Genomic DNA, 24,916 nt, shown 5'->3' with positions numbered 1-24,916 from the left:
TCCTTGGTCGTTGCTATATGTCAAGCATATACGTTCGGTTGCGTCGAAAGCGCAATTTACGCGCGGATGAAGCAAACGTCACCGCGAATCGGTAGAGTGTTGAAGGACTAACAAGAGTGGAAGGACAAGCATGTTCGAACGGTTTACCGACCGTGCACGGCGCGTGATCGTGCTGGCGCAGGAAGAAGCTCGTACCCTCCAGCACAACTACATCGGTACCGAGCATCTGCTGCTTGGCCTGATTCGCGAGGGTGACGGCGTTGCAGCCAAGGCGCTGGCCTCAAAGGGTGTGACCTTGGATGACACCCGCAAACAGGTCGAAGAGATGATCGGCAAGGGGAATGCCACGCCGAACGGCCACATTCCCTTCACCCCGCATGCCAGGCAGGTGTTGGAGCTGTCGCTGCGTGAGGCGTTGCAGCTGGGGCACAGCTATATCGGCACTGAGCATATCCTGCTCGGTCTGATTCATGAAGGCGAAGGCGTAGGCACTCAAGTGCTGATCAAGATGGATGTCAATCTTGGCGAACTGCGCAGCGCCACCATCGACTTGATCCGTGGCAATTCCGGTGATGGCAAGGGCGACGGCAAGGGTGATTTGGCCAACGCCGGTGGCGTACAGGATCGCCGCAACCAGACCGGTTCCGCGATTCTTGACCAGTTTGGCCGCAATCTGACCGCCGAAGCTGCTTCCGGCAAGCTTGATCCGGTGATTGGCCGCTCGAGTGAGATCGAGCGTGTGATGGTGGTGCTGAGCCGCCGCACCAAGAACAATCCGGTGCTGATCGGCGAGCCGGGTGTCGGCAAAACCGCCGTGGTCGAAGGCTTGGCGCAGAAGATCAACGCCGGCGACGTTCCGGAGACGTTGAAGGGCAAGCAGGTCTATTCGTTGGATCTGGGCTCCATGGTGGCTGGTTCGCGTTACCGTGGCGATTTCGAGGAACGCCTGAAGAAGGTGCTCAAGGAGATTAAGACCCGCGGTGATATCGTGCTGTTCATCGATGAGATCCACACCATTGTGGGCGCTGGCTCAGCAGACGGTGCTCTTGGCGCTTCCGACATGCTGAAGCCCATGCTGGCCCGTGGCGAGCTGCAGACCATTGGCGCTACCACCACTGACGAGTACCGCAAGTACATCGAGAAGGATGCGGCTCTCGAACGTCGTTTCCAGCCGATCCAGGTGCATGAGCCGAGCATTGCCGAGACCATTGAGATCCTTAAGGGCTTGCGTTCCCGTTACGAGAACCACCACCATGTGACGATCACCGACGGCGCGTTGCAGGCCGCGGCCGAGCTGTCGAGTCGTTACATTCAGGACCGTCACCTGCCCGACAAGGCCATCGATCTGATCGATGAGGCTGGCGCGCGCCTGCGCATCCGTCGACTGACCGCTCCGCCGGAACTCAAGGAACTCGACACGAAGATCGCCAAGCTTGCCGAAGAGAAGGACCAGTCCATCAAGGATCAGGACTTCGAAAAGGCCGCTGAGCTGCGTGATAAGCAGGAGAAGCTGGAATCCGAGCGCAAGCAGAAGGAATCCTCATGGCGTGAAGGCGAATCCGACGTGAAGATGGTCGTGGATGAGGATGTCATCGCCGAAGTGATTTCCCAGACCACCGGCATTCCGGTGTTCAAGCTCACCCAGGCCGAGTCCAAGAAGCTCATGACCATGGAAAGCGAGCTGCACAAGCGCATCATCGGCCAGGATGAGGCCGTGTCCGCATTGAGCCGTTCCATCCGCCGCGCACGTGTTGGCTTGAAGGATCCGAAGCGTCCGTCCGGTTCGTTCATCTTCGCCGGCCCCACCGGTGTTGGCAAGACCGAGCTGGCCAAGACGCTCGCCGAATTCCTGTTCGACGACGAGGACGCGCTGATTCGTGTCGACATGTCCGAATTCTCCGAGAAGTATGCGGCTTCGCGCCTGTTTGGTGCTCCTCCGGGATACGTCGGCTACGAAGAGGGCGGCGAACTCACCGAGAAGGTGCGTCGCAAGCCGTTCTCCGTGGTGCTGTTCGATGAGATCGAAAAGGCCCATCCGGATATCTTCAACACGCTGCTGCAGGTGTTGGATGATGGTCACCTGACCGATGGGCAGGGCCGCAAGGTGGACTTCAAGAACACCATCATTATTCTGACCACCAATCTTGGTACTCGTGACATCGCCAAGGCCGCCAACACCGGCTTCAACTTGGGCGTCAACACTGAGTCGAGCTACCAGCGCATGAAGGATCAGGTCTCCGCGGAGCTGAAGCAGCAGTTCCGTCCGGAATTCCTGAACCGTCTGGACGACATCATCGTGTTCAAGCAGCTCACCGAGCCACAGGTGCGTCAGATCGTCGATCTTGACGTCAAGCAGCTCAATGAACGCTTGTTCGATCGCCACATGTCGCTCGAGCTTACCGACGCTGCCAAGGATTTGCTCGCGCAGAAGGGCTTCGATCCGTTGCTGGGTGCGCGTCCGCTGCGTCGCGTGATTCAACGCGACGTCGAAGACGCCATTTCGGAGAAGATCCTGATGGGCGAACTCGAAGATGGTCAGCGCGTGAAGGTCGATGCGGAAGGCGAAGGCATTCTGGGCGAGTTCACCTTTACCGGTGAGACGTTCGAAGATCCGAGCGCCGCAGAGCCTGCTGAAGCTGACTCGGCTGACGTAGCCGAATCTGCGCCGGCCGAGTCCGAGGCACCTACCGAATCGACGGAATCCGCAGAATCCGCCGAATAAGCAATCGGTACGCAAATAACGCAATAAACAAGAGGCCTTGAAATCATGTGCAATGATTTCAAGGCCTCTTTGTATGTCTTTCGCATACCGGAAATAATTCAGAATCCAATGAGTTACAACGTCAGCAAATCAAGATCAGTATCGATTGACGTGTTGCGGGTAAACAGCGTACGACCCTCGCGCACCGAACGAAGCACTTCGCAACGCTCGTATACGGCGTCGAACACGCTGGAAGCATCAAGCACAATGAAGCTTGCCGGCTTGCCCACCTCAAGACCATACGAATCTCGCATGCCGAGCGTGGTTGCGCCGTTGACTGTCAGGAACTTCAACGCATCATCGATCTCCTCAAAACTCATCATCTGCGCCAAATGCAGCACATAATCGAGAATCAGCATCATATTGCCGTTACCGACCGGATACCAAGGGTCTTGCATGGAATCCTGACCAAGCGACACATTCACCCCAGCTTCGGTGAGCTCCTTGACTCGCGTGATGCCACGACGCTTCGGGAACGTGTCTTGACGCCCCTGCAGATACAGATTTTCCGTAGGCGCGCAGGCGAAATTGATATGTGCGGCCTTCAACAGCTTGGTCAGATGGAAGAAATAGGCATTGTCGGCCGATCCCAAGGAGCAAGTGTGGCTTGCCGTGGTCTTCGAACCAATACCGGCGCGATAGGCAAGTGCGGACAGCAATTCAAGATAACGTGAGTTTGGATCGTCGGTTTCGTCGCAATGCACGTCGATGTGCTTGTTGTACTTCGAAGCCAGTTCGACCACGGTGTGCATGGAACGTTCGCCGAACTCACGGCATTGCTCGAAATGCGGAATGCCACCGACGCAATCAGCACCCATTTTTAGGCCTTCCTCAACCAAATCCGCGCCGGATTCGCCATGAGGACCTTCATAGGAGTACATGCCCTCCTGCGGGAAGGAGACGATCTGCAGCGTGACAGTATCTTTCAGTTCCTCCTTAAGCTCCAGCAGAGCTTTGAGCGAGGTAAGATTCGGGTCGGTCACATCGGCGTGCGAACGAATGAACTGCACGCCATGACGCATTTCCTTGGCGATGCCGATTTTCGCGCGTTCCTTGATCTCGTCGACAGTGAGATCTGCCTTGGTTTCACTCCAACGCTGAATGCCTTCGAACAGGGTGCCTGACTCGTTCACCGCGCCGGGCTTGCGTGCGGTAAAGACGTAATCAAGATGCAGATGGGTGTCGCAGAATGGTGGACAGACCAGCTTTCCGCCCAAATCGATGACTTCCACGCTCGCCATATCTTTGCCTTGTGCTTCGAGTGTTGCTTTGAGATTGGGTGCAATGCTGATGAACTTGCCGTCTTCGACGAGAATATCTTGGATTGCCGCTGTTTCGGCTGCGGTGCTGCCTGGCATGCCGGTGGCGATGTGTGCGTTGGTGAACAGTTGCGTGCTCATAATCGCTCCTTCCAATACGAGTTTTCATGCGAGTTTTCGGGTTCCGGCAGACGTTTTGTCATATGTCCATTGGGTTACGGAAGGGAACCTTTGACGTAATCGTTGATGGTTATTGTCGGCGTATTGCTTTGCGGTCACGTTACTTGATGTGACATGTGTATTACTTCGGATTGGACGGTTTGTATGGCTGTTACGGTGAGGGAAGTGCTCGATGATGCCTTGGTTGCGACGGCGGAACCACAGGTTGAAGTTGCTGGCGATAGCTTGGATAATCCGGTGCGTTGGGTGTTCACCAACGAACGCGAGGACGTCGCCTCATTTCTGGCGGGAGGTGAGCTTCTGGTGGTGGAGGGGCGATCTTTAGTTGCGGACGGTCGTGAAAAACGTGCGGACGAATATGTGAAAAGCCTCGTGAATGCTGATATTGCGGCATTGATGGTCGAATTGGTTGAAGAAGTCACCCAACTACCGAAAATGTTGGTGAAGGCAGCCAAGCATGAAGGGCTTACGATTATTGGATTGCGCCGTCGCATTCCTTTCGTCGATATCTGCCAGAGCGTCAATACCATGATTGTGCGTGGTCAGATGCGTATGCAGATGCAAGTGGACGTTATGTCAACTTCGTTGCGTTCTGAGCTTGCTCAGGTGTCCAATCCCAAAGCCGTTGCCGATAGCATCGCGAACCTGTTCGGTGAGGATGTGGTCATATTCGACGTGGACGGTCTTGAAGTCGCCCGAGCTGGACAGAACATCAATACCGCTACAGATTGCGGCATTGTGCTTGCATTGGAGGAACAGAAACGGCCTTTGGGTGCTTTGGAGATCAGCCAGCGCAATACGGTGTTCGATGAAGCGATGTGCAGAAGGATCGAACAGATTGCCGCTCCGGTTTTGGCACTGTATCTCGATGGAGGAGCGCGCGTCGGCATGGTGGCGCATCTGATTGCGGGGCCGGAAGATGGCGTGCATGTTTCGTCGATGGAGGCGTGTGAGGGCCATGCCATGCTTGATGCGTTGGGATTCGCCGCTTCGGGCGTGTATATGCCATTTGCCATGAAACTCAAGTCGGTGTCCAACGCCATGCCGGCAATCGTGTCGATGATCGACGATTTCGAATCCAACGGCGGTTGCGAATCGATCTGTTTGTTGGAAGGCGATTTAATGATCGGTTTTCTCGCGGCGCAAGACAGCGGCGGCGATGCGTCGGTATTTTCAGATCGGTGTTTGCATGCGTTGACGCAAGTCGCTGCAAACGAATACGTATATACCGTGCATGGCCGCGCAGCGTTGGACACGATTTCATTGATGGACGCGTTCGGTGCGTTGCGCAGTGTGATCCGAACATGCATTTCGAACGATGCGGAATGCCCGTATGGAACCCTCGAATGTGTGGATTCCTCTTTGCTGGAACGCATGTTGGGAATGGAACGTACCGATGAGGCCGTGCGCATGGTGATCACGCAGACGGTGGGGTATGAGCTTATGCATAACGCCATGCTGATCGACACGTTGTGCGCTTGCTTCGACAATCTCGACAACAAGACCGGCGCATGCGAGCAATTAGGTATCCAACGGCAGACGTTGTACAACCGATTGGACAAAGTGACACAGATCGTGGGTATATCGCCTACCGATAAAATCAGCTGGTCAATGCTGCTTTTAGGCGCGAAAATAGCGAAATCGCAACATAATCACACCGTATCTTCCACTTCGACGCTGTAAGCAAGGGGAACTTGGCAAAACGTCAAAAACAAATGGTTGCGGTTTAACAATCAGTTCACTTTGGCGCAAATACTTCGGGCGATAGTCAGAGTCACAACGTTCGCCGGGTATGAAGAAAATGCGAACGTACAGACAGATTCAGCAGAAGAAAGCAGGTGACATGATGAGTGCCAGTGCAACAATCGCAACCGCCAACAGGGCTTCCGTGTCTGAACAGTCCGAAGAGCAGAAGATGGTCAAGAAAGTGGCCGTCTCGTCTTTCCTCGGCAATTTCATTGAATGGTTCGACTACGCTTCCTATTCCTACTTCGCGGCCACCATCGCTCTGGTGTTTTTCCCGTCCGGCAATCACACGGTCGCCATGCTGCAGACGTTCGGCGTGTTTGCACTGTCATTCGTACTTCGTCCGATCGGTGCACTGTTTTGGGGCAATTGCGGCGATAAGAAAGGACGCAAGGGCGCTCTTGCGATTTCCATCATGTTCATGTCGGGTGCATCGTTCCTGATTGGCTGCCTGCCGTCATATGCTGCGATCGGCATTTTCGCTCCGGCACTGTTGCTGCTGCTTCGTATGGTGCAGGGCTTCTCCGCTTCCGGTGAATATGCCGGCGCCGCAACCTTCCTTGGCGAATACGCGCCGACCAAGAAGCGTGGCATCTACTGCTCGTTGATTCCGGCATCCACCGCCATCGGTCTGCTCGTAGGCTCCACGCTCGCCACCGTGATGACCGCTTCGCTGAGCTCTGATGCACTGACCTCTTGGGGATGGCGTATTCCGTTCCTCATGGCCGGCCCGCTTGGTCTGATCGTGCATTTCATCCGTACCAAGCTCGCTGATTCGCCGGTGTATGCTTCCATGACCGAAGCTTTGGACGACAAGCAGCAGTTCGCTTCCACCACTAAGAGCATCTCCCCACTGCGCGAGCTGTTCCAGAACCATTTCAAGACTCTGGTCATCAGCTTCGGCGCCTGCGTGCTCAACGCGGTCGGCTTCTACACGGTGCTCACCTACCTGCCGACCTATCTGAGCGACACGGTTGGCATGGCTGCCGCACAGTCGTCCACCATCACCACCATCTGCCTGGTACTGTATGTGGCTTTGGTGTTTGGCATGGGTCACATCTCCGACACGTTCGGACGCAAGAAGGTGCTGATTGGTGCATGCGTGGCCTTCATCGTGCTCACTGTTCCGGCCTTCATGGCGCTGAACACCGCACAGTTCTGGCCGGTGCTGATCGTTGAGCTCGCCATGTGCGCCACCTTGACCGCCAACGACGGTACGCTTTCGAGCTACCTGACTGAGACCTTCCCGACATCGGTTCGTTTCACCGGCTTCGCATTCAGCTTCAACCTTGCCAACGCCATCTTCGGTGGAACCGCACCGTTCATCGCAACCTGGCTGATCTACACCACCGGTTCGAGCATCGCTCCGGCCTGGTACATGGTGGCGGTGTCCGCCGTGGCACTGGTCGCCATGATTCTCTCTCACGAAAACACGGATAAGGATCTGAGCCGCATCTGAGAAGAAACGGTTTTACGAGACAATTCCTCGAAACAATAAACGCCGTCCCTGAAACATCGATTGCAACATCGATTCGCGGGGACGGCATCATCGCAATCATTATCAATTGTTGAAACGCAAACCAACAACAGCACATAAAGGAGCAATCATGAGCAGCAGCCGTCGGATGGACCATATGACCTGGCCGGAAATCGAAGCATCGAAATCAAAGCCGGTTATTGTGCCAATCGGCTCCACCGAACAGCATAGCCAGCATCTTCCCCTTGGTGTGGACGCCATGATCGCCAGCCATGTGTCTGAAGACCTCGCCGAACGCATCGACGGCATCGTGGCACCGACCATGAACTACGGGTACAAGTCGAAGCCGCTTTCCGGGGGCGGCCCATTGTTCCCCGGCACCATCGACATGAACGGTGTGACGGTGATCAATCAAATGCATGATGTGCTTGGCGAGCTGATCGCGGACGGTTTCACCAAAATCGTGGTGATGAACGCGCATTTCGAAAACGAGGCGTTCATTATCGAGGCAATCGATCTGATCACCCGCGAAACCGGGGGAGTAGCCACCATCGTCGAAACCAACTGGTGGGATCCGCTGCCGGAGAACGTGGTCGAGCAGGTGTTCGACGGACTCGTGTTCCCCGGGTGGGCGTTGGAACATGCCGCAGTGACGGAAACCTCATTGATGATGCATTATGAGCCGGAACTGGTGCATATGGACCGTGTGATCGACGAAGGCAATGTTATACCGAAGGCTTACGTGCGCTATCCGGTGCGCAAGGGCGACGTTCCGGATTACGGCGGACTGGCCACTCCTGCAGGTTCCAGCGCCGAACGAGGCAAGCTCATCGTCGATGCCTGCATTGATGCGGTGGCCGATATTTGTGCTGCCGAATTCGGCGCATGATAGTTGAATATTCTGTATGGTGATTGCGCATGTGAGAGCACATGCGATCATACGAAGAAGGCTGGTATGTAACGGATTTTGTCACGTACCAGCCTTCTTGATTATGCCTGAGTGAAGTCCAACTGATATTTGACCGCATCTCTGTGGCGCAACCAAATATCAGGATTTGCGACTTACTTGATGGCGTTCAGCCACTGCTCCTTGGTGGCCTTCTCGGATTCAAGCTTGGCTTTCTTCTTCGGATCGGATTCGACCGCGATCTTCGCGTCAAGCTCGGCGAGCTGCGCGTTGAGCTGCTCCTCGAAGGAGGACTTGCGGGCGTCGGCTTCCGGATCGGACTGTTTCCACGCGGCATCCTCGACAGCCTTGATCTGCTTGTCGACGGCGTCGAGGCGGCCCTCGATGCGGCGTACTTCGTCGCGTGGCACATAGCCGATCTGATCCCACTCCTCCTGAATGGCGGCGAGGGCCTGACGAGCCTGCTTGGCGCTTTCCTCATCCTTGACGGGAACAAGCGCCTCGGCCTTGACCAGCAGTGCTTCCTTCTTGGCGAGATTCTCCTTCTCAGAGGAGCTGATCTGATCACGATCGGCCTGGCGCGCATTGAAGAATGCGTCTGCGGCAGCGCGGAAACGCTCCCACATGGCATCATCATCACGACGACCGGCACGACCGGCCTTCTTCCAACGATCCATCAGCTCGGTGAACTTGCGGGAGGTCTCAACCCAAGCGGTGGAATCCTGCAGCGCCTCGGCCTCCGCGATGATGGCTTCCTTAGCCGCCTTGGCGGAATTGCGTTCTTCGTCACGGCTCTGCACCCACTTGCGGCGGGCGAAATTAAACTTGGTGCGGGCCGCGGAGAAGCGGGCCCACAGGGCGTCTGCGTCTTCCTTGTCGATGCGGATGTTGTTGCGCTGGTGTTCCTGCCACTGCTGGAAAAGTGAACGGAACTTGTCGGCGGTGGAACGCCAGTTGGTGTTTTCGTCAAGGGAATCAGCCAATGCTTCGGCCTTCTCCACAATGACGGTGCGCTCCTCAAGAGCCTTGGCGATGGCGGCCTTGCGCGCCTCGATCAACGCAGTTTTCTTGGCTGCGCCTTCCTCCTTCAGCGCCTCGAACTGGGCCTTGAGAGCGGCCAGATCGCCCACCACTGCCGGCTGTTCGGTTTCCTCGGACAACGCCTTGATGGTTTCGTCGATTTCGCGAGACTTCACACCATTGGACTTGAGCTTGTTGGCGAACAGGTCCAGCTTGGCCTTCAGATCAAGGTAACGGCGGGCATACAGGGCCAGCGCCTCTTCCTTGGAGACGTCAGGGAACTGGCCGACCTCGCGTTCTTCTTCGCCGTCCTTGACGAACACGGTGCCATCATCGGCGACACGGCCGAACGCTTCGGCGGCCTTTACATCAGCATCGGAGAATCCGGTGGACGCTGCCGCCGGGGCGGTGTGCTGCGGAGCCTTCTTGGCGAAGGCCGCAGGGCTCGGAGCGTGCGGCTTCATTGAAGCAGGGCTCGGAACGGCCGGTTTGCTGGCCTTGACTGCGGGCGTCGTCGCCTGCTCGGTGGTTTCATTAATGTTCTCGGACGCGGTGACATTCTCGTCGGCCATGGCCAGCTCCTTTAAGTAAGCTTCATGTAGTGCAGGGGATGCGAATCATGCGAACGTGCTTCCAAAGCCTGAAAAACGCGATGCATTTTCCGCAACCTCATTTATTATAGGGAATCGTGGCAAAAGGCGCATCTATTTCAGGATTTCCAGAGTGGCTCCCCTCTGAACGTGTTGTGGAGCAGCGTGTTATCGACACGCTCCGTGAAGTATTCGAGCTCAATGGCTTCATAGGCATTGAAACTCGTGCGGTTGAGCAGGGTTCGAGCCTGCTCAAAAAAGGCGAAACCAGCAAGGAGATTTACTTGCTGAGCCGTCTTCAGGAGGTCGGTCATGAGTCCGACACTCCGATTGAAGATCGTCTTGGTCTGCATTTTGATTTGACTGTTCCGCTGAGCCGTTATGTCGTTGAGCATTCGGGTGATTTGGCGTTCCCGTTTAAGCGTTGGCAGATTCAGAAGGTCTGGCGCGGCGAACGTCCTCAGGAAGGGCGTTTCCGCGAGTTCGTGCAGGCCGATATCGATGTGATCGGCAATGGTGATCTACCGGATCATTATGAGGTTGAGTTGCCGCTGGTCATGGTATCGGCTTTGGAACGTCTGCGCGAGTTCGGTCTGCCGAAGGCCACCGTGCATGCGAACAACCGCAAGCTCTCCGAAGGTTTCTACCGTGGTTTGGGCCTGAACGACATCGAAGGCGTGCTTCGTGAGATCGACAAGCTCGACAAAATCGGTGCCGACGAAGTGGCCAAGCTGCTGGTGGAAGGTTGCGGAGCCAACGAGAATCAGGCTCGTGCGTGCCTTGAGCTCGCGGAGCTCACCGCCGCTGATGGTGCGGAGCTGTCCAGCAAGTTCGACGCGTTGTGCGAGAAGCACGACATCGCCAATGATTCCGAGGCGTATGCGCTCGCACGTCAGGGGCTTGACACGTTGGCGATGATTGTTGACGAGGCCGCTCGTATTCGCCCGGGTTCCGTGATTGCGGATCTGAAGATCGCTCGCGGCTTGGATTACTATACCGGTTCCGTGTATGAGACGTTCCTTGACGGTGCGGCCTCGCTCGGGTCCATCTGCTCCGGAGGTCGTTACGACAACCTCGCATCGCAAGGCAGCAAGAAGTACCCGGGTGTGGGCCTGTCCATCGGCCTGTCCCGCTTGGTTTCGTACATGCTGCACACCGCCGGTGCCCACGCGAATCGTGTGTCCCCGGCTTCTGTGCTCGTGGCCGTGTGGAATGAGGAGGACCGTTCCGCGTCCAATCTGATTGCCAACCAGCTGCGTGCCCGTGGCATCGCCGCTGACGTGGCTCCGACCGCAGCCAAGCTCGGCAAGCAGATCAAGTATGCCGACAAGCTCGGCATACCATACGTGTGGTTCCCCGCAGACGAGTCCGCGCAAGACGCTTCGGATGAAGTCAAGAACATTATCACAGGTGACCAGCATCCGGCCGACGCACAGTCTTGGGAGCCGGATACTGTGTATGCCCAGCAAACCGTTACTGTAGAAGCCTGAAATCGCAAGACTTCAATCAAGAGAATAAGGAATAGGGGAAGCATGAGCCAGACGGCTTATAGAACACATCATGCAACCGAAGTGACCGAGGAACTCGTCGGTCAGAAGGTGACGCTCTCCGGTTGGGTTGATCGTCGTCGCGACCACGGCGGCGTGGCCTTCATCGATCTTCGCGACAACACCGGTTTGGTGCAGGTTGTCATTTATGACGAGGACATGGCACGTCCGCTGCGTTCCGAGTTTGTGATTCAGGTTGTAGGCGAGGTCCGCCTGCGTCCGGACGGCAATGAGAACGATCATCTGGCCACCGGCAAGATCGAGGTCGTTGCCGAAAGCATCGAGGTGCTTGCTAAGTCCGATGCGCTGCCGTTCCAGGTGTCCACCGCTTTGGAGAACGAGTCCGAGAACAAGCTGCCGGGTGAGGAAGTTCGTCTCAAGTACCGTTATCTCGATCTGCGTCGTCCGTCCATGCAGCGCAATCTGAAGTTGCGTTCCCAGATGTCGAAGGCCGCACGCCACGCTCTGGAGGAGATGGGCTTCGAAGAGGTCGAAACTCCGACCATGATCAAGTCCACGCCGGAAGGCGCCCGCGATTTCGTGGTGCCGGCCCGTTTGGTGCCGGGTTCCTGGTACGCATTGCCGCAGTCCCCGCAGTTGCTCAAGCAGCTGCTCATGGTCTCTGGCGTGGAACGCTACTACCAGCTGGCGCGTTGCTACCGTGATGAGGATTTCCGTGCCGACCGACAGCCGGAGTTTACCCAGCTTGATATGGAAATGGCATTCGTGGATCAGGAAGATGTGATGGCCATGGCCGAAAAGGTCATCGCTGCCATTTGGAAGTCTGCAGGCTATGAGATCCAGCTGCCGATTCAGCGCATCACTTGGCAGGAAGCCATGGATAAGTACGGCTCCGACAAGCCGGATTTGCGTTTCGGCAATCCACTGATCGAGCTGACTGACTACTTCAAGAACACTCCGTTCCGCGTGTTCCAGGCTCCGTACGTCGGCGCGGTGCTCTTCAAGGGTGGTGCAGCCACGCCTCGCCGCCAGTTCGACGCTTGGCAGGATTGGGCCAAGCAGCGTGGCGCCAAGGGCCTTGCCTACGTGGTGTTCGCTGAGAACGGCGAGCTCAAGGGACCTGTTGCCAAAAACCTGTCTGAAGAGGAACGCGCTGGCCTGAAGGAAGCCGTTGGCGCGGAAGACGGCGATGCCGTGTTCTTCGCCGCAGGCCGCCGCACCTCCGCTCAGGAGCTGCTGGGTGCCGTGCGCGTGGAATTGGCTGATCGTGCCGGTCTGCTCAAGCCCGACGATTTCGCGTTCACCTGGGTTGTGGACTTCCCGCTGTTCAAGGCCGCCGACGATCCGGATGATGACGATGTGGCGGTCGGCCACTCCAAGTGGACTTCCATGCACCACCCGTTCACCATGCCGTCCAAGGATTGGATCGACACCTTCGACAAGGATCCGGAACACGCTATGTCCGATTCCTACGACATCGTGTGCAACGGTAACGAAATGGGCGGCGGTTCCGTGCGTATCCACCGTGATGACATTCAGGATCGTGTGCTCGATGTGCTGGGCATCACCCCTGAAGAGGCTGCCGACAAGTTCGGCTTCCTGCTTGAAGCCTTCAAGTACGGTGCTCCGCCGCACGCTGGCATCGCTCTCGGTTGGGATCGTACCGCCGCTATCCTGGCTGGTGCTGACTCCATCCGCGACGTCATCGCCTTCCCGAAGGCTGGCGGCGGTCGTGATCCGCTGACCGGCGCTCCGGCTCCGATTTCCGACGAACAGCGTGCGGAAACCGGCGTTGATTATGATCCGGAAGAAGACGAAGACTGATAGCGTTTTCGCTTTGAGATGACAGGCTGTCTTTGCATGAGAGACCGTGCAAGGACAGCCTGTTTTTATTGTTTGCGTTGTCTATTTTCTCTTGCTGCCGGTATGGTGGAGCAAAGATGAGTATCTGAAATATTATGAGAAAGAACTGAATCTGTAGTATGAATTTGAAGCAATCGTTGGAAAAACATGATTTTCATGGTGTCTGGATGCGACTTCTCGCGTTGGCGATGATACTGATTGTGGCAGTGAGTGCACTCGTCGCATCCCCAGCCAGTGCTAACGCCGCCGAAGTCGGAGATCCCTCCGCAGTCAAGGGCAAAACCTACGCGGTTGGTACTGATACCACGTTCGCACCGTTCGAATATCGGGAGAACGGCAAGATGACCGGTATCGATATGGAACTGATTCGTGCCATCGCCCAAGAAGAAGGATTCGAAGTCACCATCCAATCATTGGGTTTCAATGCGGCATTGCAGGCTTTGAGTTCCAATCAGGTGGATGTGGTGATCGCAGGCATGTCAATCACCGACGAACGCAAGGCGACTTACGATTTTTCCAATCCTTACTTCCAGTCCGGCATTCAAATGGCCATCGCTGAAAACAACGATAGTATTACCAGCTACAAGGATCTTGATGGTAAAACCGTTGTTGCGAAAACCGGTTCGGAAGGCGAATCCTACGCCAAGCAGCATGCGAACGAGTATGGCTACACCGTGACTTCCGTGGACCAGTCGTCAACCATGTACGAGATGGTCAAATCCGGTAATGCGGACGCGGTATTTGACGACTATCCGGTGCTTGCCTACGGTGTTTCCCAAAATAACGGTTTGAAGATCGTGACCCCGAAAGTGCCGCATGGCGAATATGGCATGGCCGTGAACAAGGGCAAGAACGCTGATCTTCTGGCCGCCATCGACGATGGTTTGAACAAGCTCATCGCTTCAGGCAAATACGAGACGATCGTCGCGCAATATCTGGGCGAAGCCGGCGCGAAGGAACAAGTCGAGGCGATTTCCGGCAAGGTCACCGATAATGGTGCCGATGGCACGGCTCAGAAGAAGGTCGGTTTCTTTGGTCTTGTCAAACAGTCGATGCCGGCTTTGCTGACCGGTCTGAAGAACACGTTGCTGATCACCTTGTTGTCGTTTGTGATCGCGCTGGTACTGGGTGTCGCTTTTGGCTTGATGAAGGTGTCCGAAAACAAGATTCTGGAAGGCATAGCTAAGGTTTACATTGCAGTGTTTCGCGGTACGCCGATTTTGGTATGGGCGTTCTTCTTCTATTTTGGTGTGCCGCAGCTGATCGGACACAGTGTGAACATTTGGGTTGCGGGCGCGTTGACGCTGTCGCTCAATTCCGGCGCATATCTGGCGGAAATCGTGCGTGGCGCCGTGCAGTCCGTTGACTCTGGTCAGATGGAGGGCGCACGTTCTCTTGGCCTCAACCATCATCAGGCCATGGCGCGCGTGATCATGCCTCAGGCCACTGCGATCGCCATGCCGTCGATCATCAACCAGCTGGTCATTATGATCAAGGATTCCTCGCTGCTGCTGGCCATCGGCTTCGGTGAATTGCTGTACCAGGCGCAGCAATTGTATGCGGCGAACTTCCGCGTCACCGAAACGTTGCTGATCGTCGGTGTGATGTACTTCGTGGCCATCACCATCCTCACATGGCTGGCCAATATCGTTGACAGGAAGGTGAATCGATGAGCGAGAACGGCAATCACGGCAACAATGATGGCGAAGTGATCATCGACGTCAAGAATCTGCATAAAAAATATGGTCATACAGAAGTCATCAAAGGCGTCGATCTTACGGTACGCAAGGGCGAGGTAATTTGCATCATCGGACCGTCCGGTGCCGGTAAATCCACCATATTGCGTTGCCTGAATGGACTCGAACAGGCTTCCAGCGGCCAGATTGTGGTCAACGGCCATGATTTGGGCGATCCGCACGTGAACATCGACCAGGTGCGTGAGCAGGTTGGCATGGTGTTCCAGCATTTCAACCTGTTCAACAACATGAGCGTGATCGACAACATCACTCTCGCGCCGAAACTGGTGCACAAGAAAACCGACGAGCAGGCACGAGAACATGCGATGGCATTGCTGAAAACCGTGGGATTGGCCGAAAAGGCCGATGCTATGCCGAAATCGTTGTCAGGCGGTCAAAAGCAGCGTGTGGCCATCGCTCGCTCCTTGGCCATGCGTCCGAAAGTCATGCTGTTCGACGAGGCCACATCGGCGCTCGACCCGGAAATGGTCGGAGATGTGCTCGAAGTCATTCGTGAACTAGCCGAAGAGGGAATGACCATGGTGCTGGTGACCCATGAGATGGGTTTCGCCCGCGAAGTGGCCACCCGTGTGATCTTTACGGATGCGGGCGTGATCGAAGAGGAAGGCACTCCGGATGAGATCTTCAACCATCCGAAGAGCGAGCGTTTGAAGGCATTCCTTTCCAAAGTGCTCTGACGGTTTTGACAGGGTGGCATGCGGATTACGGTGGTAACGTGATGGACGTGCCATCGTAAAAGGTTCGCATACGAATCTGCATGTAAAAGACAGGCGAATGTAGGATGAAATTCATCTTGCGTTCGCCTGTCTTGCTCATTCTCGTTGCTTGGCGTTCCTACGCTGGAATGCATGAGTATTGGTGATATGTGGCGCCGCGTTGCGGACGGTTTCAAATCCAAGGTTTCCGAACGAGTGGTGTTCGGTGCGGTGGCCGTATTGTTCGTAATAGCCGTGCTGGCTATCGAATTGCCGCGATTGTGGTAGCTGCCATCATGGTGCGTGAGATATCAGCATTGCGTCCGATAACGCGCTATGATGCATTTTTTGAGATAACGCTGTCTCATATTCTGAGCATGTCAGGGGTGGTAACAGCCGCGGAAACATGTCTTCCATATACTGCCCATATGACAGATATCAAAGAAACACAAGAGACGCGCCCAATCATGCCGGGTGCGGAAGACAGCGGCCGACCGCTGGTCGAATTGACCCACGTTGAAAAGCACTACGGTGACTTGCATGTGCTCAAGGACATCAACCTCACCGTCAAGAAGGGCGAGGTGCTGGTCATCGTCGGCCCATCCGGTTCCGGCAAGTCCACGATGTGCCGCACCATCAACCGTTTGGAAACCATTGATTCCGGTGATATTCGCATTGATGGAAAGCCATTGCCCCAGGAAGGCAAGGAGCTCGCCAGCCTGCGTGCCGAGGTCGGTATGGTGTTCCAGTCGTTCAACCTGTTCGCCAACAAGACAATTCTTGAGAATGTGACGCTTGCGCCGATCAAGGTGCGCCACATGGATAAGAAGGCGGCCGAGGGTCTTGCCATGGACCTGCTCTCCCGAGTGGGAGTGGCTTCGCAGGCTTCCAAGATGCCATCGCAGCTTTCCGGCGGTCAGCAGCAGCGTGTCGCTATCGCCCGAGCGCTTGCCATGCAGCCGAAGGTCATGTTGTTCGATGAGCCGACGTCCGCGCTTGATCCGGAAATGGTCAATGAAGTGCTTGACGTCATGGTGGAGCTGGCTCATGAAGGTATGACCATGCTGTGCGTGACCCACGAGATGGGCTTCGCGCGCAAGGTGGCCGACAAGGTTGTGTTCATGGCCGACGGCCAGATTCTTGAGCAGAGCACGCCGGAGGACTTCTTTGAAAATCCGAAGACCGATCGTGCCAAGGACTTCCTGTCGAAGATTCTCACCCACTGAAATGACTGACGGGAATAAGACAGAAGAAGGATTTTCGATATGAAACTTTCTATGAGGGCGAAGCGTATGCTGCGCAGGGCTATGGCGGCCTTCTGCGCGTTTGCGTGCGTGTTCGCAGTGTCCGCATGTGGTGCGGACGATGCCGATGGCAAGATTCGCGTCGGCATCAAATTCGACCAGCCTGGTCTGGGCTTCAAGAAGTCCGGCACCTATGTTGGCTTCGATGTGGATGTGGCCAAGTACATCGCCAAGAAGCTTGGCTATTCCGAAGACCAGATCGTGTGGAAGGAGGCGCCGTCGAAGCAGCGTGAGGCCATGCTGCAGAATGGCGATGTCGATTTCATCGTTGCAACGTATTCCATCACTGACGAGCGTAAGAAGGTTGTTTCCTTCGCGGGACCGTACTTCGTTGCGGGTCAGGATCTGCTGGTTCGCAAGGATGAAACCTCCATCAAGGGTCCGGAGGATCTTAACGGCAAGCGTCTGTGCTCCGTGACTGGTTCAACTTCCGCGGTTACCGTCAAGGAGAAGTTCGCCAACGAAGTGCAGCTCATGGAGCAGCCGGGTTACGCGGAATGCGCTACTGCACTGTTCTCGGGCATCGTTGATGCGGTGACCACCGACGATATTATTCTGGCAGGTCTTGCCTCCGCTTCGCGTGGCCGTCTGCGTGTGGTCGGCAAGCCGTTCACCCAGGAGTATTACGGCGTCGGCATCAAGAAGGGCGATACGAAGCTGGCCACCCGGATCGACAACGCCATCGCCGATATGATTCAGGATGGTTCTTGGAAGCGTGCCATCTCCGACAACACGAAGGGCACCGCATACACGCCGAACGCGAAGTACAATCCGCCGGAGCCGACTGAGGGGGAGAAGTAATGGAAGCGCTCATCTCATTGTTCAGCCAGTACAATGTGCCGGCTGCGTTCTTGGTGAACATCGAACTGACCTTGTGGTCGGCGTTGTTCTCCACGATTCTTGGCGTCATCCTCGTGATGATGCGCATTTCTCCGGTCGCATCGTTGCGTGTGGTATCGGGCGCTTATGTCGAGTTGTTCAAGAACCTGCCGTTGACCATCATCATGGTGTTCATGGTGCTGGGCGCCTATGCGCAGTTGAAGCTCAGCTTCTCCGACACATTCGCCACGAACTTCTTCTGGCTGGCCGTCACCGGCTTGAGCCTGTATACGGCGGCTTTCGTGTGCGAATCGCTCCGATCCGGCATCAACACGGTGCCTCTCGGTCAGGCTGAAGCCTGTCGCGCATTGGGATTGAACTTCATGCAGTCCGCCACCCAGATCATTCTGCCGCAGGCATTCCGCGGCTCTGTGGCGCCGTTGGGTAATACGCTCATCGCATTGCTGAAGAACTCCACGGTTGCGGCCGCGGCATCCGTCGCCACCGAAACTTCGTCGTTGATGAGCGAAATGATCGAATACCGTTCTGACGTGATTATTCCGATCTTCCTTATCTTCGCGTTCGGTTATGTGATTCTGATCATTCCGATCGGCATGCTGACCACGTATCTGTCCAACAAGCTCGCGGTGAGGAGGTGACGCACCATGGCAAGCAATGAAAGCGCGGTGCTGTTCGACCAGCCCGGTCCTAAGAGCCGTAAAACCATTCGTATCGTCAATTGGATCGCAGGCATCGCCTTCGCGATCGTAGTTGTGTTGATTCTCATGAGGCTTCACAATCCGCCGGATGGCGAGAACCAGCTGAGCTGGGAACTGTGGAAGCCGGCTCTTGATGCCGAAGCGTGGACCGACTTCTACCTTCCGGGATTGTGGGCCACGATTCGCGCCTCCGTTTTGGCCGTGATTGGCGCGGTGCTGTTCGGTTTGCTGTTCGGCATCGGCCGTCTGCTTCCGAACATCGTGATTCGTGCGATTTCCGGTGCCGTCGTTGAGTTCGCGCGCGCAGTCCCTGTGCTGTTGCTCATGATCTTCTTCTGGCGTTGGTTCGCTTTTGCCGGCATGGCAAGCCCGGCATATTGGGCTGTGGTGCTCGCGCTGGTGATCTACAACGGTTCCGTGGTGGCTGAGCTCGTTCGTTCCGGCGTCGGCAACCTGCCGAACGGTCAGCGTGAGGCGTCGCTCGCCTTGGGTCTGACTCGCACGCAGTCGCTGATGGAAGTCGAAGTGCCGCAGGCCATCTACGCCATGCTTCCTGCCGCTGTGACGCAGTTGGTGGTGGTGCTGAAGGATACCGCCCTTGGCTCGATCATCATGTATACCGATCTGTTGCAGGAATCACGCCGACTTGGTTCGATGTACTTCAATATTCTGCAGACGCTGGTTGTTGCCGCCGTCATCTACTTCATCGCATGTTGGCTGCTGAGCCGACTTGCGGAATGGCTGCCGGAACGTATGCAGAAGCACACCGCGGCACCTGCCGAACCGGAACCGGTCGCGCCGATTGCCATTATGGATCCGTCGAATGTGAATCAGATTGCCGTGGCCAAGGAAGGTGTGCCGCTTGGCGGCGCCCAGCGCCTGTATCATGTGCATCATCGTGGTTCCAACGCGTCGATTCGCCATTGGCGTCAGACCCGCTACGTTCAGGGATTCGACGAGACGCATCCGGAAAGCCAGGTCGAGTTCGACAAGAACGGCAGACCGATCAAAGAGACGTCCAAGCAGGACAAGCTAAGATTCGACAAGCCGAAGTCCGACAAGTCAAAGGGCGATAAGCCCAAGCAGTGACGTCATCTGATCTGCGAAGACCGATAGGGCGCTGATTTTTTGCAGAGAGCGAGGAATCAGCGCCCTATTGTGTGAAAGAAGTCAGGCAAAACGTAAGAAAAGCAGGATGCGGCGATTGGGCGTGGCGATGCCATGATCCAATCGCCGCATCGCTTATTATAGGGGGTAAGCAAGGAGGCTTGACGTGTCAGACAAAGACAAGGATGCGAAGATATCGTCCATTGCGAAGACGTTGAACAAGGTTGAGGACAGGCTTGAGAAGGGGGAGAACTGCAGTTCCGTTGCCGAGGGGCTCGCGAACGTCGCCAAGGCGAGCGAATTGCTCAGCTCCGTATGGACGTTGCCTCCCGGTCAGCTGCTACGATTCCACCACGATACGAGGGTCGCTGGAATCGACGGCGATTCCACGCCGGGCTTTGACGGCAACAAAGACGATGCGGAACGGTTCATTACGATCAGTTCTTCCGAAATCGCACGATATCAGCGGCTGATGTACGCCAATGGCGTGAAGGGATCCCGCCGTCGTCTGCTGATTATTCTGCAAGGCATGGATGCATCCGGCAAGGGCGGCATCGTACGTCACGTGTTCAGCCAAGGTGATCCGATGGGAATGCATTATCACGGTTTCGGTGCTCCCACAGGCGAGGAAAAAGACCATGATTATTTGTGGCGCATCAAACGGGAACTGCCGCAGAATGGTTGGATCTCCATTTTCGATAGATCGCAATATGAAGATATCGTCATGCCACGCATTTACAAAACATATCCGGAGGAGGTATGGCAGGCACGATATGACGAAATCAACCGATTTGAATCGCAATTGGTTGCGGACGGATGCTCCATCATCAAAATATTCCTTGTGGTGAGCAAAGAAGAGCAGAAGGAGCATTTCCTCGGCAGGCTGGAAGATCCGACCAAATATTGGAAGTTCGACCCCAGCGACCTTGAAGCGCGTGCCCGTTGGGACGACTACATGGCAGCATGGCAGGACGTGTTCGCACGTACGAGCACCGAGCAGGCGCCCTGGTACTTGGTGCCTGCCGACAATCGTTGGTATTCAAGGGCGGTCGTGTCCGAACTGCTCCGCAACGTATTGAAGAACATGAACATGATCTGGCCGCCCTTGGAAGTCGATGCCGACGAAATGCGACGTCAGTTGGAAACGCTGTAGTCGAAGAACACGACTTCGCCGCTCGACTGTGTGGTATCCAGATCGACGGTTCCGGTGATGGCCCAATCATGGTCGCCATCGGAATCGTCGATGATCTGACGCACTTTCCAGCTGTGTTCGCTGTTCTCCTTGGAATCGTCGAGGATGAACAGCTCGCCGCTACGGGCTTTCGCATCCGTGTTGACGTATTCGTGTTCATCGTAGAAGTCGTCGAGCGCATCCTCCCATTCGTGCACGCCATAGCCCCAGTCTTTGTCCAGCGCGCCAAGCTCATCGGGCTTGTCGAGATCCATAAGCTGTACGCGGCGGAACATGGCATTGCGTACGAGCACGGTGAGGCCTCGACGATCTTCCACCACGGCCTGCTTCGCACCGGGCGCGGCCAGGTTCGCGGCGGCTTCGGAAGCGTCGGTGCCGGCTCCTGCGTTCTCCCACTCGTCGACCAGCGAGGAGTCGATGGAACGAACCACAACGCGCAGCCAGGAGATGATGTCCCGTAACTGTTCGTTACGCTTCTCCAAAGGAACGGTACGTGCCAGCGTGCGATATGCGTCAGATAGATAGCGCAGCAGCGTGCCTTCGGAGCGGGCGATGTTGTAGCGCGAGATGTAACCAGTGAAATCGGAGGCCGTTTCGACCATGTCCCGGATCACCGATTTCGGGCTCAACCAGTAATCGTTGGCCCAAGGCACATCATGGCGGTACTCGTCGAACGCCGCTTGAAGCATGTCTTCCAGTGGTTTCGGATAGGTGATTTCCTGCAAGCGGTCCATGCGCTCGTCATAGTCGAGGCCATCTTCCTTCATGCGAATCATCGCCGCATCGCGAGCTTGACGTTCCTGCGCGCGCAACACCTGCTTCGGGTCCTCCAACGTGGCTTCCACCATGGAAATCACGTCAAGCGCGTAACTTTCCGATTCCGGATCAAGCAGTTCCAACGCGGCCAGCAGGAACGGGCTCAACGGTTGGTCAAGTGCGAAATCATCCGGCATATCGACGGTCATGAAATAGTCCTTGCCGCCATCGTCGCGGTCTTCTGTTTCGATCACATTCGTGTCGAACAGCGTTTGGAAGATCTCGTCGGCACGATCATGAAGACGCTCCTTCTGTTCCGGAGTCTGCGCCGAATCGTCGATCAGGCGGTCGATGCGGTAGCGTGCGTCGCCGCCCTGCGCCACTTCGTTCAACACCATGGAATGCGTGACCTTCATATGTGGCACCAAAGTTTCAGGGGCCGCGTCGATCAGCTTGTCGAACGTGTTCTCATTCCATGTGACAAAACCTTCTGGCGCCTTCTTGCGCTTGACTTTCTTGAGCTTCTTAGGATCATTGCCTGCCTTGGCGAGAGCCTTGGCGTTCTCGATTTCGAATTCCGGTCCTTCGGCGATGACCAACCCTTCCGTGTCGAAGCCCATACGGCCCGCACGCCCTGCGATCTGATGGAATTCTCGGGCCCGCAGTTTGCGCATTTTCGTGCCGTCGAACTTGGTCAATGCGGTCAGCACCACGGAATGGATGGGCACGTTGATGCCGACGCCCAACGTATCTGTGCCGCAGATCACCGGCAACAGACCCTGCTGGGCGAGCTGCTCGACCAGACGACGATAGCGGGGGAGCATACCCGCATGGTGAATGCCGACTCCGGTGCGCAACAGACGTTGCAAAATCTTGCCGAATGCGGTGGTGAACTTCGTGCCCTTGATCGCCTCCGCAATGGCGGCACGTTGTTCCTTGCTGGACACGCCCGTGCTTGCCAGGGCGTTCGCCGTCTCCAATGCGGCGTCTTGGGAGAAATGCACCACATAAATCGGTGTTTCGCCTCTGCCGAACGCCAGTTCGACGGTCTTCTCCAACGGGTCGAGCGTGTACTCGTACGTCAACGGCACCGGGCGCGGCGCATTGGCGATGATGTCGACGTCCGTATCCGTCATATCCTCCAGTTTGTCGGCGATCGCATCGACGTTGCCCAATGTGGCGCTCATCAGCAAAAACTGCGTGTTCGGCAACGTCAGCAGCGGAACCTGCCAAGCCCAACCGCGCTCCGCATCGCCATAGTAATGGAATTCGTCCATCGCCACACAGCCGACATCGGCATGACGGCCCTCACGCAATGCCTGGTTCGCGAGAATCTCCGCAGTGCAGCAGATGATCGGAGCATCGGCGTTGATGTGCGTGTCTCCGGTGATCATGCCGACGTTCTCACGGCCGAACACCTCCACCAGATCAAAGAACTTCTCAGACACTAACGCCTTGATCGGAGCCGTGTAATACGAGCGACGGCCCGTGCACAGCGCCGCGAAATGCATGCCCAACGCCACCAGTGATTTGCCGGAGCCGGTGGGTGTGTTCAAAATGACATGGTCGCCCGCGAGCAGGTCCATGATGGCCTCTTCCTGATGGGGCCACGGCTCAACGCCTTTGATGTCCGCCACCCACTCGAAAAAGCGCTCGTAGATCTCGTCCGTGTCGATGTTGCGCTCGCCATCGCTCCAACTCGGCGCCAACGCGCCCAAAGAACCGTAATTCATATCGTCAGCCATGATTGCCAGTCTACCGTCTGGCATGAACTCGAACGTCGAACGTGTGTTCGAATTATTGCGTATGTTGCGGTACAGTAGAAGTTATGACTGAGGATTTGTTTGGCGCGATGGACGCTCCCGAAGACATGACGCGTCCGCTGGCCGTGCGTATGCGTCCGTCGAGCGTGGACGAAGTGGTGGGTCAGTCGCGGGTGTTAGGGCAGGGCTCTCCTCTGCGCAGGCTCGCCAATCCGGCGTCCAAAGGCTCGCTGACGGCACCGAGCTCCATTATTCTGTTCGGACCTCCAGGGGTCGGCAAAACCACGCTCGCCTATATTGTGGCCAAACAATCCGGTCGAGTCTTCGAAGAGCTTTCCGCAGTCACCTCCGGCGTCAAGGACGTGCGGGACGTGCTCAGACGCGCCCATGACCGTCTTGTCTCGGAAGGCAAGGAAACGGTACTGTTCATCGACGAGGTGCACCGGTTCTCCAAATCGCAGCAGGACGCATTGCTGCCAAGCGTGGAAAACCGTGACGTCACCTTCATTGCGGCCACCACGGAAAATCCAAGCTTTTCCGTCATCAAACCGTTGTTGAGCCGATCCGTGGTTGTCAAACTCGAATCGCTGGAACCCGACGATTTGAAAACGCTCATCAATCGGGCTGTGGAAAGTGAGCACGGGCTTAAGAACGAAGTCAAAATCAACGATGAGGCCATCGACGAAATCGTGCGCATGGCCGGAGGTGACGCACGAAAAACATTGACGATCCTCGAAGCGGCCGCAGGGGCGCTTACTGGTGACAAAGCACGTAAAAAAGGCGCAAAACGACCGACTATCACCCCTGATGTGGTGTCGCAGGTCATGGATGTGGCCACCGTGCGCTATGACAAAGACGGCGACGACCATTACGACGTCATCTCCGCATTCATCAAATCCATGCGTGGATCCGACCCGGACGCCACCATGCACTACTTGGCGCGCATGCTGCGCGCGGGCGAGGATCCGCGGTTCATCGCACGGCGCATTATGATCGCAGCTTCCGAGGAAGTCGGCATGGCGGCTCCGCAAATACTGCAGGTAACCGTCGCGGCGGCACAAGCCGTGGCCATGATCGGCATGCCCGAGGCGCGCATCATTCTTGCGGAAGCCGCGCTCGCCGTTGCCACCGCTCCGAAGTCGAACGCCAGCTACAACGCCATCAACAGCGCGCTCGCCGATGTGGACGTGGGACTGATCGGCCAAGTGCCATTGCATTTGAGGAACGCGCCGACCGCCTTGATGAAAAGTTGGGGAAATCATGAGGGGTATCGCTATGCCCATGATTGGCCAGGTGCCGTAGCTCCGCAGCAATACATGCCGGACGAGCTGGTAGGGCGGGAATATTACCATCCGAACGATCGCGGTTACGAGCATGAGATCAAACCGAGATTGGAGAAAATTCGCAAAATCCTGCATGAGAAGGATGGTGGTCAAACCGGTGACTCTGATCGAGCCTAGTGTGGTGTCAGTTCTCATTCTTCGTTGCCGTTG

General features: G+C 56.3%; 18 protein-coding genes. 15 read left to right on the top strand and 3 right to left on the bottom strand.

Annotated elements, in window-relative coordinates; all coding sequences use genetic code 11:
- Positions 1 to 130: 130 nt before the first annotated feature.
- On the top strand, positions 131 to 2,722 hold the full coding sequence (locus tag CE168_RS01080; RefSeq protein WP_099570771.1) for an ATP-dependent Clp protease ATP-binding subunit: 2,592 nt from the start codon (positions 131 to 133) through the stop codon (positions 2,720 to 2,722).
- Positions 2,723 to 2,835: 113 nt separating this feature from the next.
- Here the strand turns inward: CE168_RS01080 and CE168_RS01075 are convergent, their stop codons facing one another.
- Positions 2,836 to 4,161 (bottom strand): amidohydrolase family protein, encoded by a 1,326-nt coding sequence (locus tag CE168_RS01075; protein WP_099570770.1) that lies wholly within the window; start codon positions 4,159 to 4,161, stop codon positions 2,836 to 2,838.
- Between the two features lie 183 nt (positions 4,162 to 4,344).
- Here CE168_RS01075 and CE168_RS01070 point away from each other — a divergent pair, with 183 nt between their 5' ends.
- The 3 genes from CE168_RS01070 (at position 4,345) to CE168_RS01060 (ending at position 8,312) form a co-directional block, all read left to right on the top strand.
- Positions 4,345 to 5,883: a PucR family transcriptional regulator gene (locus tag CE168_RS01070; protein WP_099570769.1), complete on the top strand. Its 1,539-nt coding sequence runs from the start codon at positions 4,345 to 4,347 to the stop codon at positions 5,881 to 5,883.
- A gap of 163 nt (positions 5,884 to 6,046) precedes the next feature.
- Entirely contained in the window at positions 6,047 to 7,405 is a 1,359-nt protein-coding gene (locus CE168_RS01065; protein ID WP_099571158.1) for an MFS transporter, read from the top strand.
- 148 nt (positions 7,406 to 7,553) lie between these two features.
- Complete coding sequence (locus CE168_RS01060; protein ID WP_099570768.1) at positions 7,554 to 8,312, top strand: creatininase; 759 nt, start codon at positions 7,554 to 7,556, stop codon at positions 8,310 to 8,312.
- 173 nt (positions 8,313 to 8,485) lie between these two features.
- On the opposite strand, the gene CE168_RS01055 is transcribed toward CE168_RS01060, so the two are convergent.
- The gene (locus tag CE168_RS01055; RefSeq protein ID WP_099570767.1) at positions 8,486 to 9,922 is read right to left on the bottom strand and encodes a DUF349 domain-containing protein; all 1,437 of its coding nucleotides are present in this window, start codon (positions 9,920 to 9,922) and stop codon (positions 8,486 to 8,488) included.
- 116 nt (positions 9,923 to 10,038) lie between these two features.
- Here CE168_RS01055 and hisS point away from each other — a divergent pair, with 116 nt between their 5' ends.
- The 10 genes from hisS (at position 10,039) to CE168_RS01010 (ending at position 20,865) form a co-directional block, all read left to right on the top strand.
- Positions 10,039 to 11,430 carry a histidine--tRNA ligase gene (hisS, locus tag CE168_RS01050; RefSeq protein ID WP_099570766.1) on the top strand — a complete coding sequence of 464 codons (1,392 nt, stop codon included), beginning with the start codon at positions 10,039 to 10,041 and terminating at the stop codon, positions 11,428 to 11,430.
- A gap of 42 nt (positions 11,431 to 11,472) precedes the next feature.
- A complete protein-coding gene (aspS, locus tag CE168_RS01045) occupies positions 11,473 to 13,272 on the top strand; it encodes an aspartate--tRNA ligase (protein WP_033501290.1) in 1,800 nt (599 codons plus the stop codon).
- A gap of 158 nt (positions 13,273 to 13,430) precedes the next feature.
- On the top strand, positions 13,431 to 14,984 hold the full coding sequence (locus CE168_RS01040) for an ABC transporter substrate-binding protein/permease (RefSeq protein ID WP_099570765.1): 1,554 nt from the start codon (positions 13,431 to 13,433) through the stop codon (positions 14,982 to 14,984).
- Positions 14,981 to 15,745 (top strand): amino acid ABC transporter ATP-binding protein, encoded by a 765-nt coding sequence (locus tag CE168_RS01035; protein WP_099570764.1) that lies wholly within the window; start codon positions 14,981 to 14,983, stop codon positions 15,743 to 15,745. Before CE168_RS01040 ends, CE168_RS01035 begins: the two co-directional genes overlap by 4 nt.
- A 171-nt stretch (positions 15,746 to 15,916) precedes the next feature.
- Positions 15,917 to 16,051 (top strand): hypothetical protein, encoded by a 135-nt coding sequence (locus tag CE168_RS09220; protein WP_260805305.1) that lies wholly within the window; start codon positions 15,917 to 15,919, stop codon positions 16,049 to 16,051.
- A 179-nt stretch (positions 16,052 to 16,230) separates the two neighbouring features.
- Entirely contained in the window at positions 16,231 to 16,989 is a 759-nt protein-coding gene (locus CE168_RS01030; RefSeq protein WP_180753680.1) for an amino acid ABC transporter ATP-binding protein, read from the top strand.
- Between the two features lie 39 nt (positions 16,990 to 17,028).
- A complete protein-coding gene (locus CE168_RS01025) occupies positions 17,029 to 17,868 on the top strand; it encodes a glutamate ABC transporter substrate-binding protein (RefSeq protein ID WP_180753418.1) in 840 nt (279 codons plus the stop codon).
- The gene (locus CE168_RS01020; protein WP_099570762.1) at positions 17,868 to 18,545 is read left to right on the top strand and encodes an amino acid ABC transporter permease; all 678 of its coding nucleotides are present in this window, start codon (positions 17,868 to 17,870) and stop codon (positions 18,543 to 18,545) included. The genes CE168_RS01025 and CE168_RS01020 overlap by 1 nt, the downstream gene beginning before the upstream one ends.
- 6 nt (positions 18,546 to 18,551) lie before the next feature.
- Positions 18,552 to 19,694, top strand: a complete 1,143-nt coding sequence (locus CE168_RS01015; RefSeq protein ID WP_099570761.1) for an amino acid ABC transporter permease — start codon at positions 18,552 to 18,554, stop codon at positions 19,692 to 19,694.
- A gap of 220 nt (positions 19,695 to 19,914) precedes the next feature.
- Positions 19,915 to 20,865 (top strand): PPK2 family polyphosphate kinase, encoded by a 951-nt coding sequence (locus CE168_RS01010; protein WP_410050783.1) that lies wholly within the window; start codon positions 19,915 to 19,917, stop codon positions 20,863 to 20,865.
- Here CE168_RS01010 and CE168_RS01005 read toward each other — a convergent pair.
- The gene (locus CE168_RS01005) at positions 20,847 to 23,405 is read right to left on the bottom strand and encodes a DEAD/DEAH box helicase (protein ID WP_099570759.1); all 2,559 of its coding nucleotides are present in this window, start codon (positions 23,403 to 23,405) and stop codon (positions 20,847 to 20,849) included. The two genes, CE168_RS01010 and CE168_RS01005, sit on opposite strands and share 19 nt — an antisense overlap.
- 83 nt (positions 23,406 to 23,488) lie before the next feature.
- Here CE168_RS01005 and CE168_RS01000 point away from each other — a divergent pair, with 83 nt between their 5' ends.
- Positions 23,489 to 24,883, top strand: coding sequence for a replication-associated recombination protein A (locus tag CE168_RS01000; RefSeq protein WP_099570758.1), 1,395 nt, complete (start codon positions 23,489 to 23,491; stop codon positions 24,881 to 24,883).
- Positions 24,884 to 24,916 lie beyond the last annotated feature (33 nt).

Source organism: Bifidobacterium sp. N5G01 (assembly GCF_002742425.1).
GTDB classification, from domain to species: Bacteria; Actinomycetota; Actinomycetes; order Actinomycetales; family Bifidobacteriaceae; genus Bifidobacterium; species Bifidobacterium hominis.
This window is presented reverse-complemented; position numbering and strand designations above follow the sequence as displayed.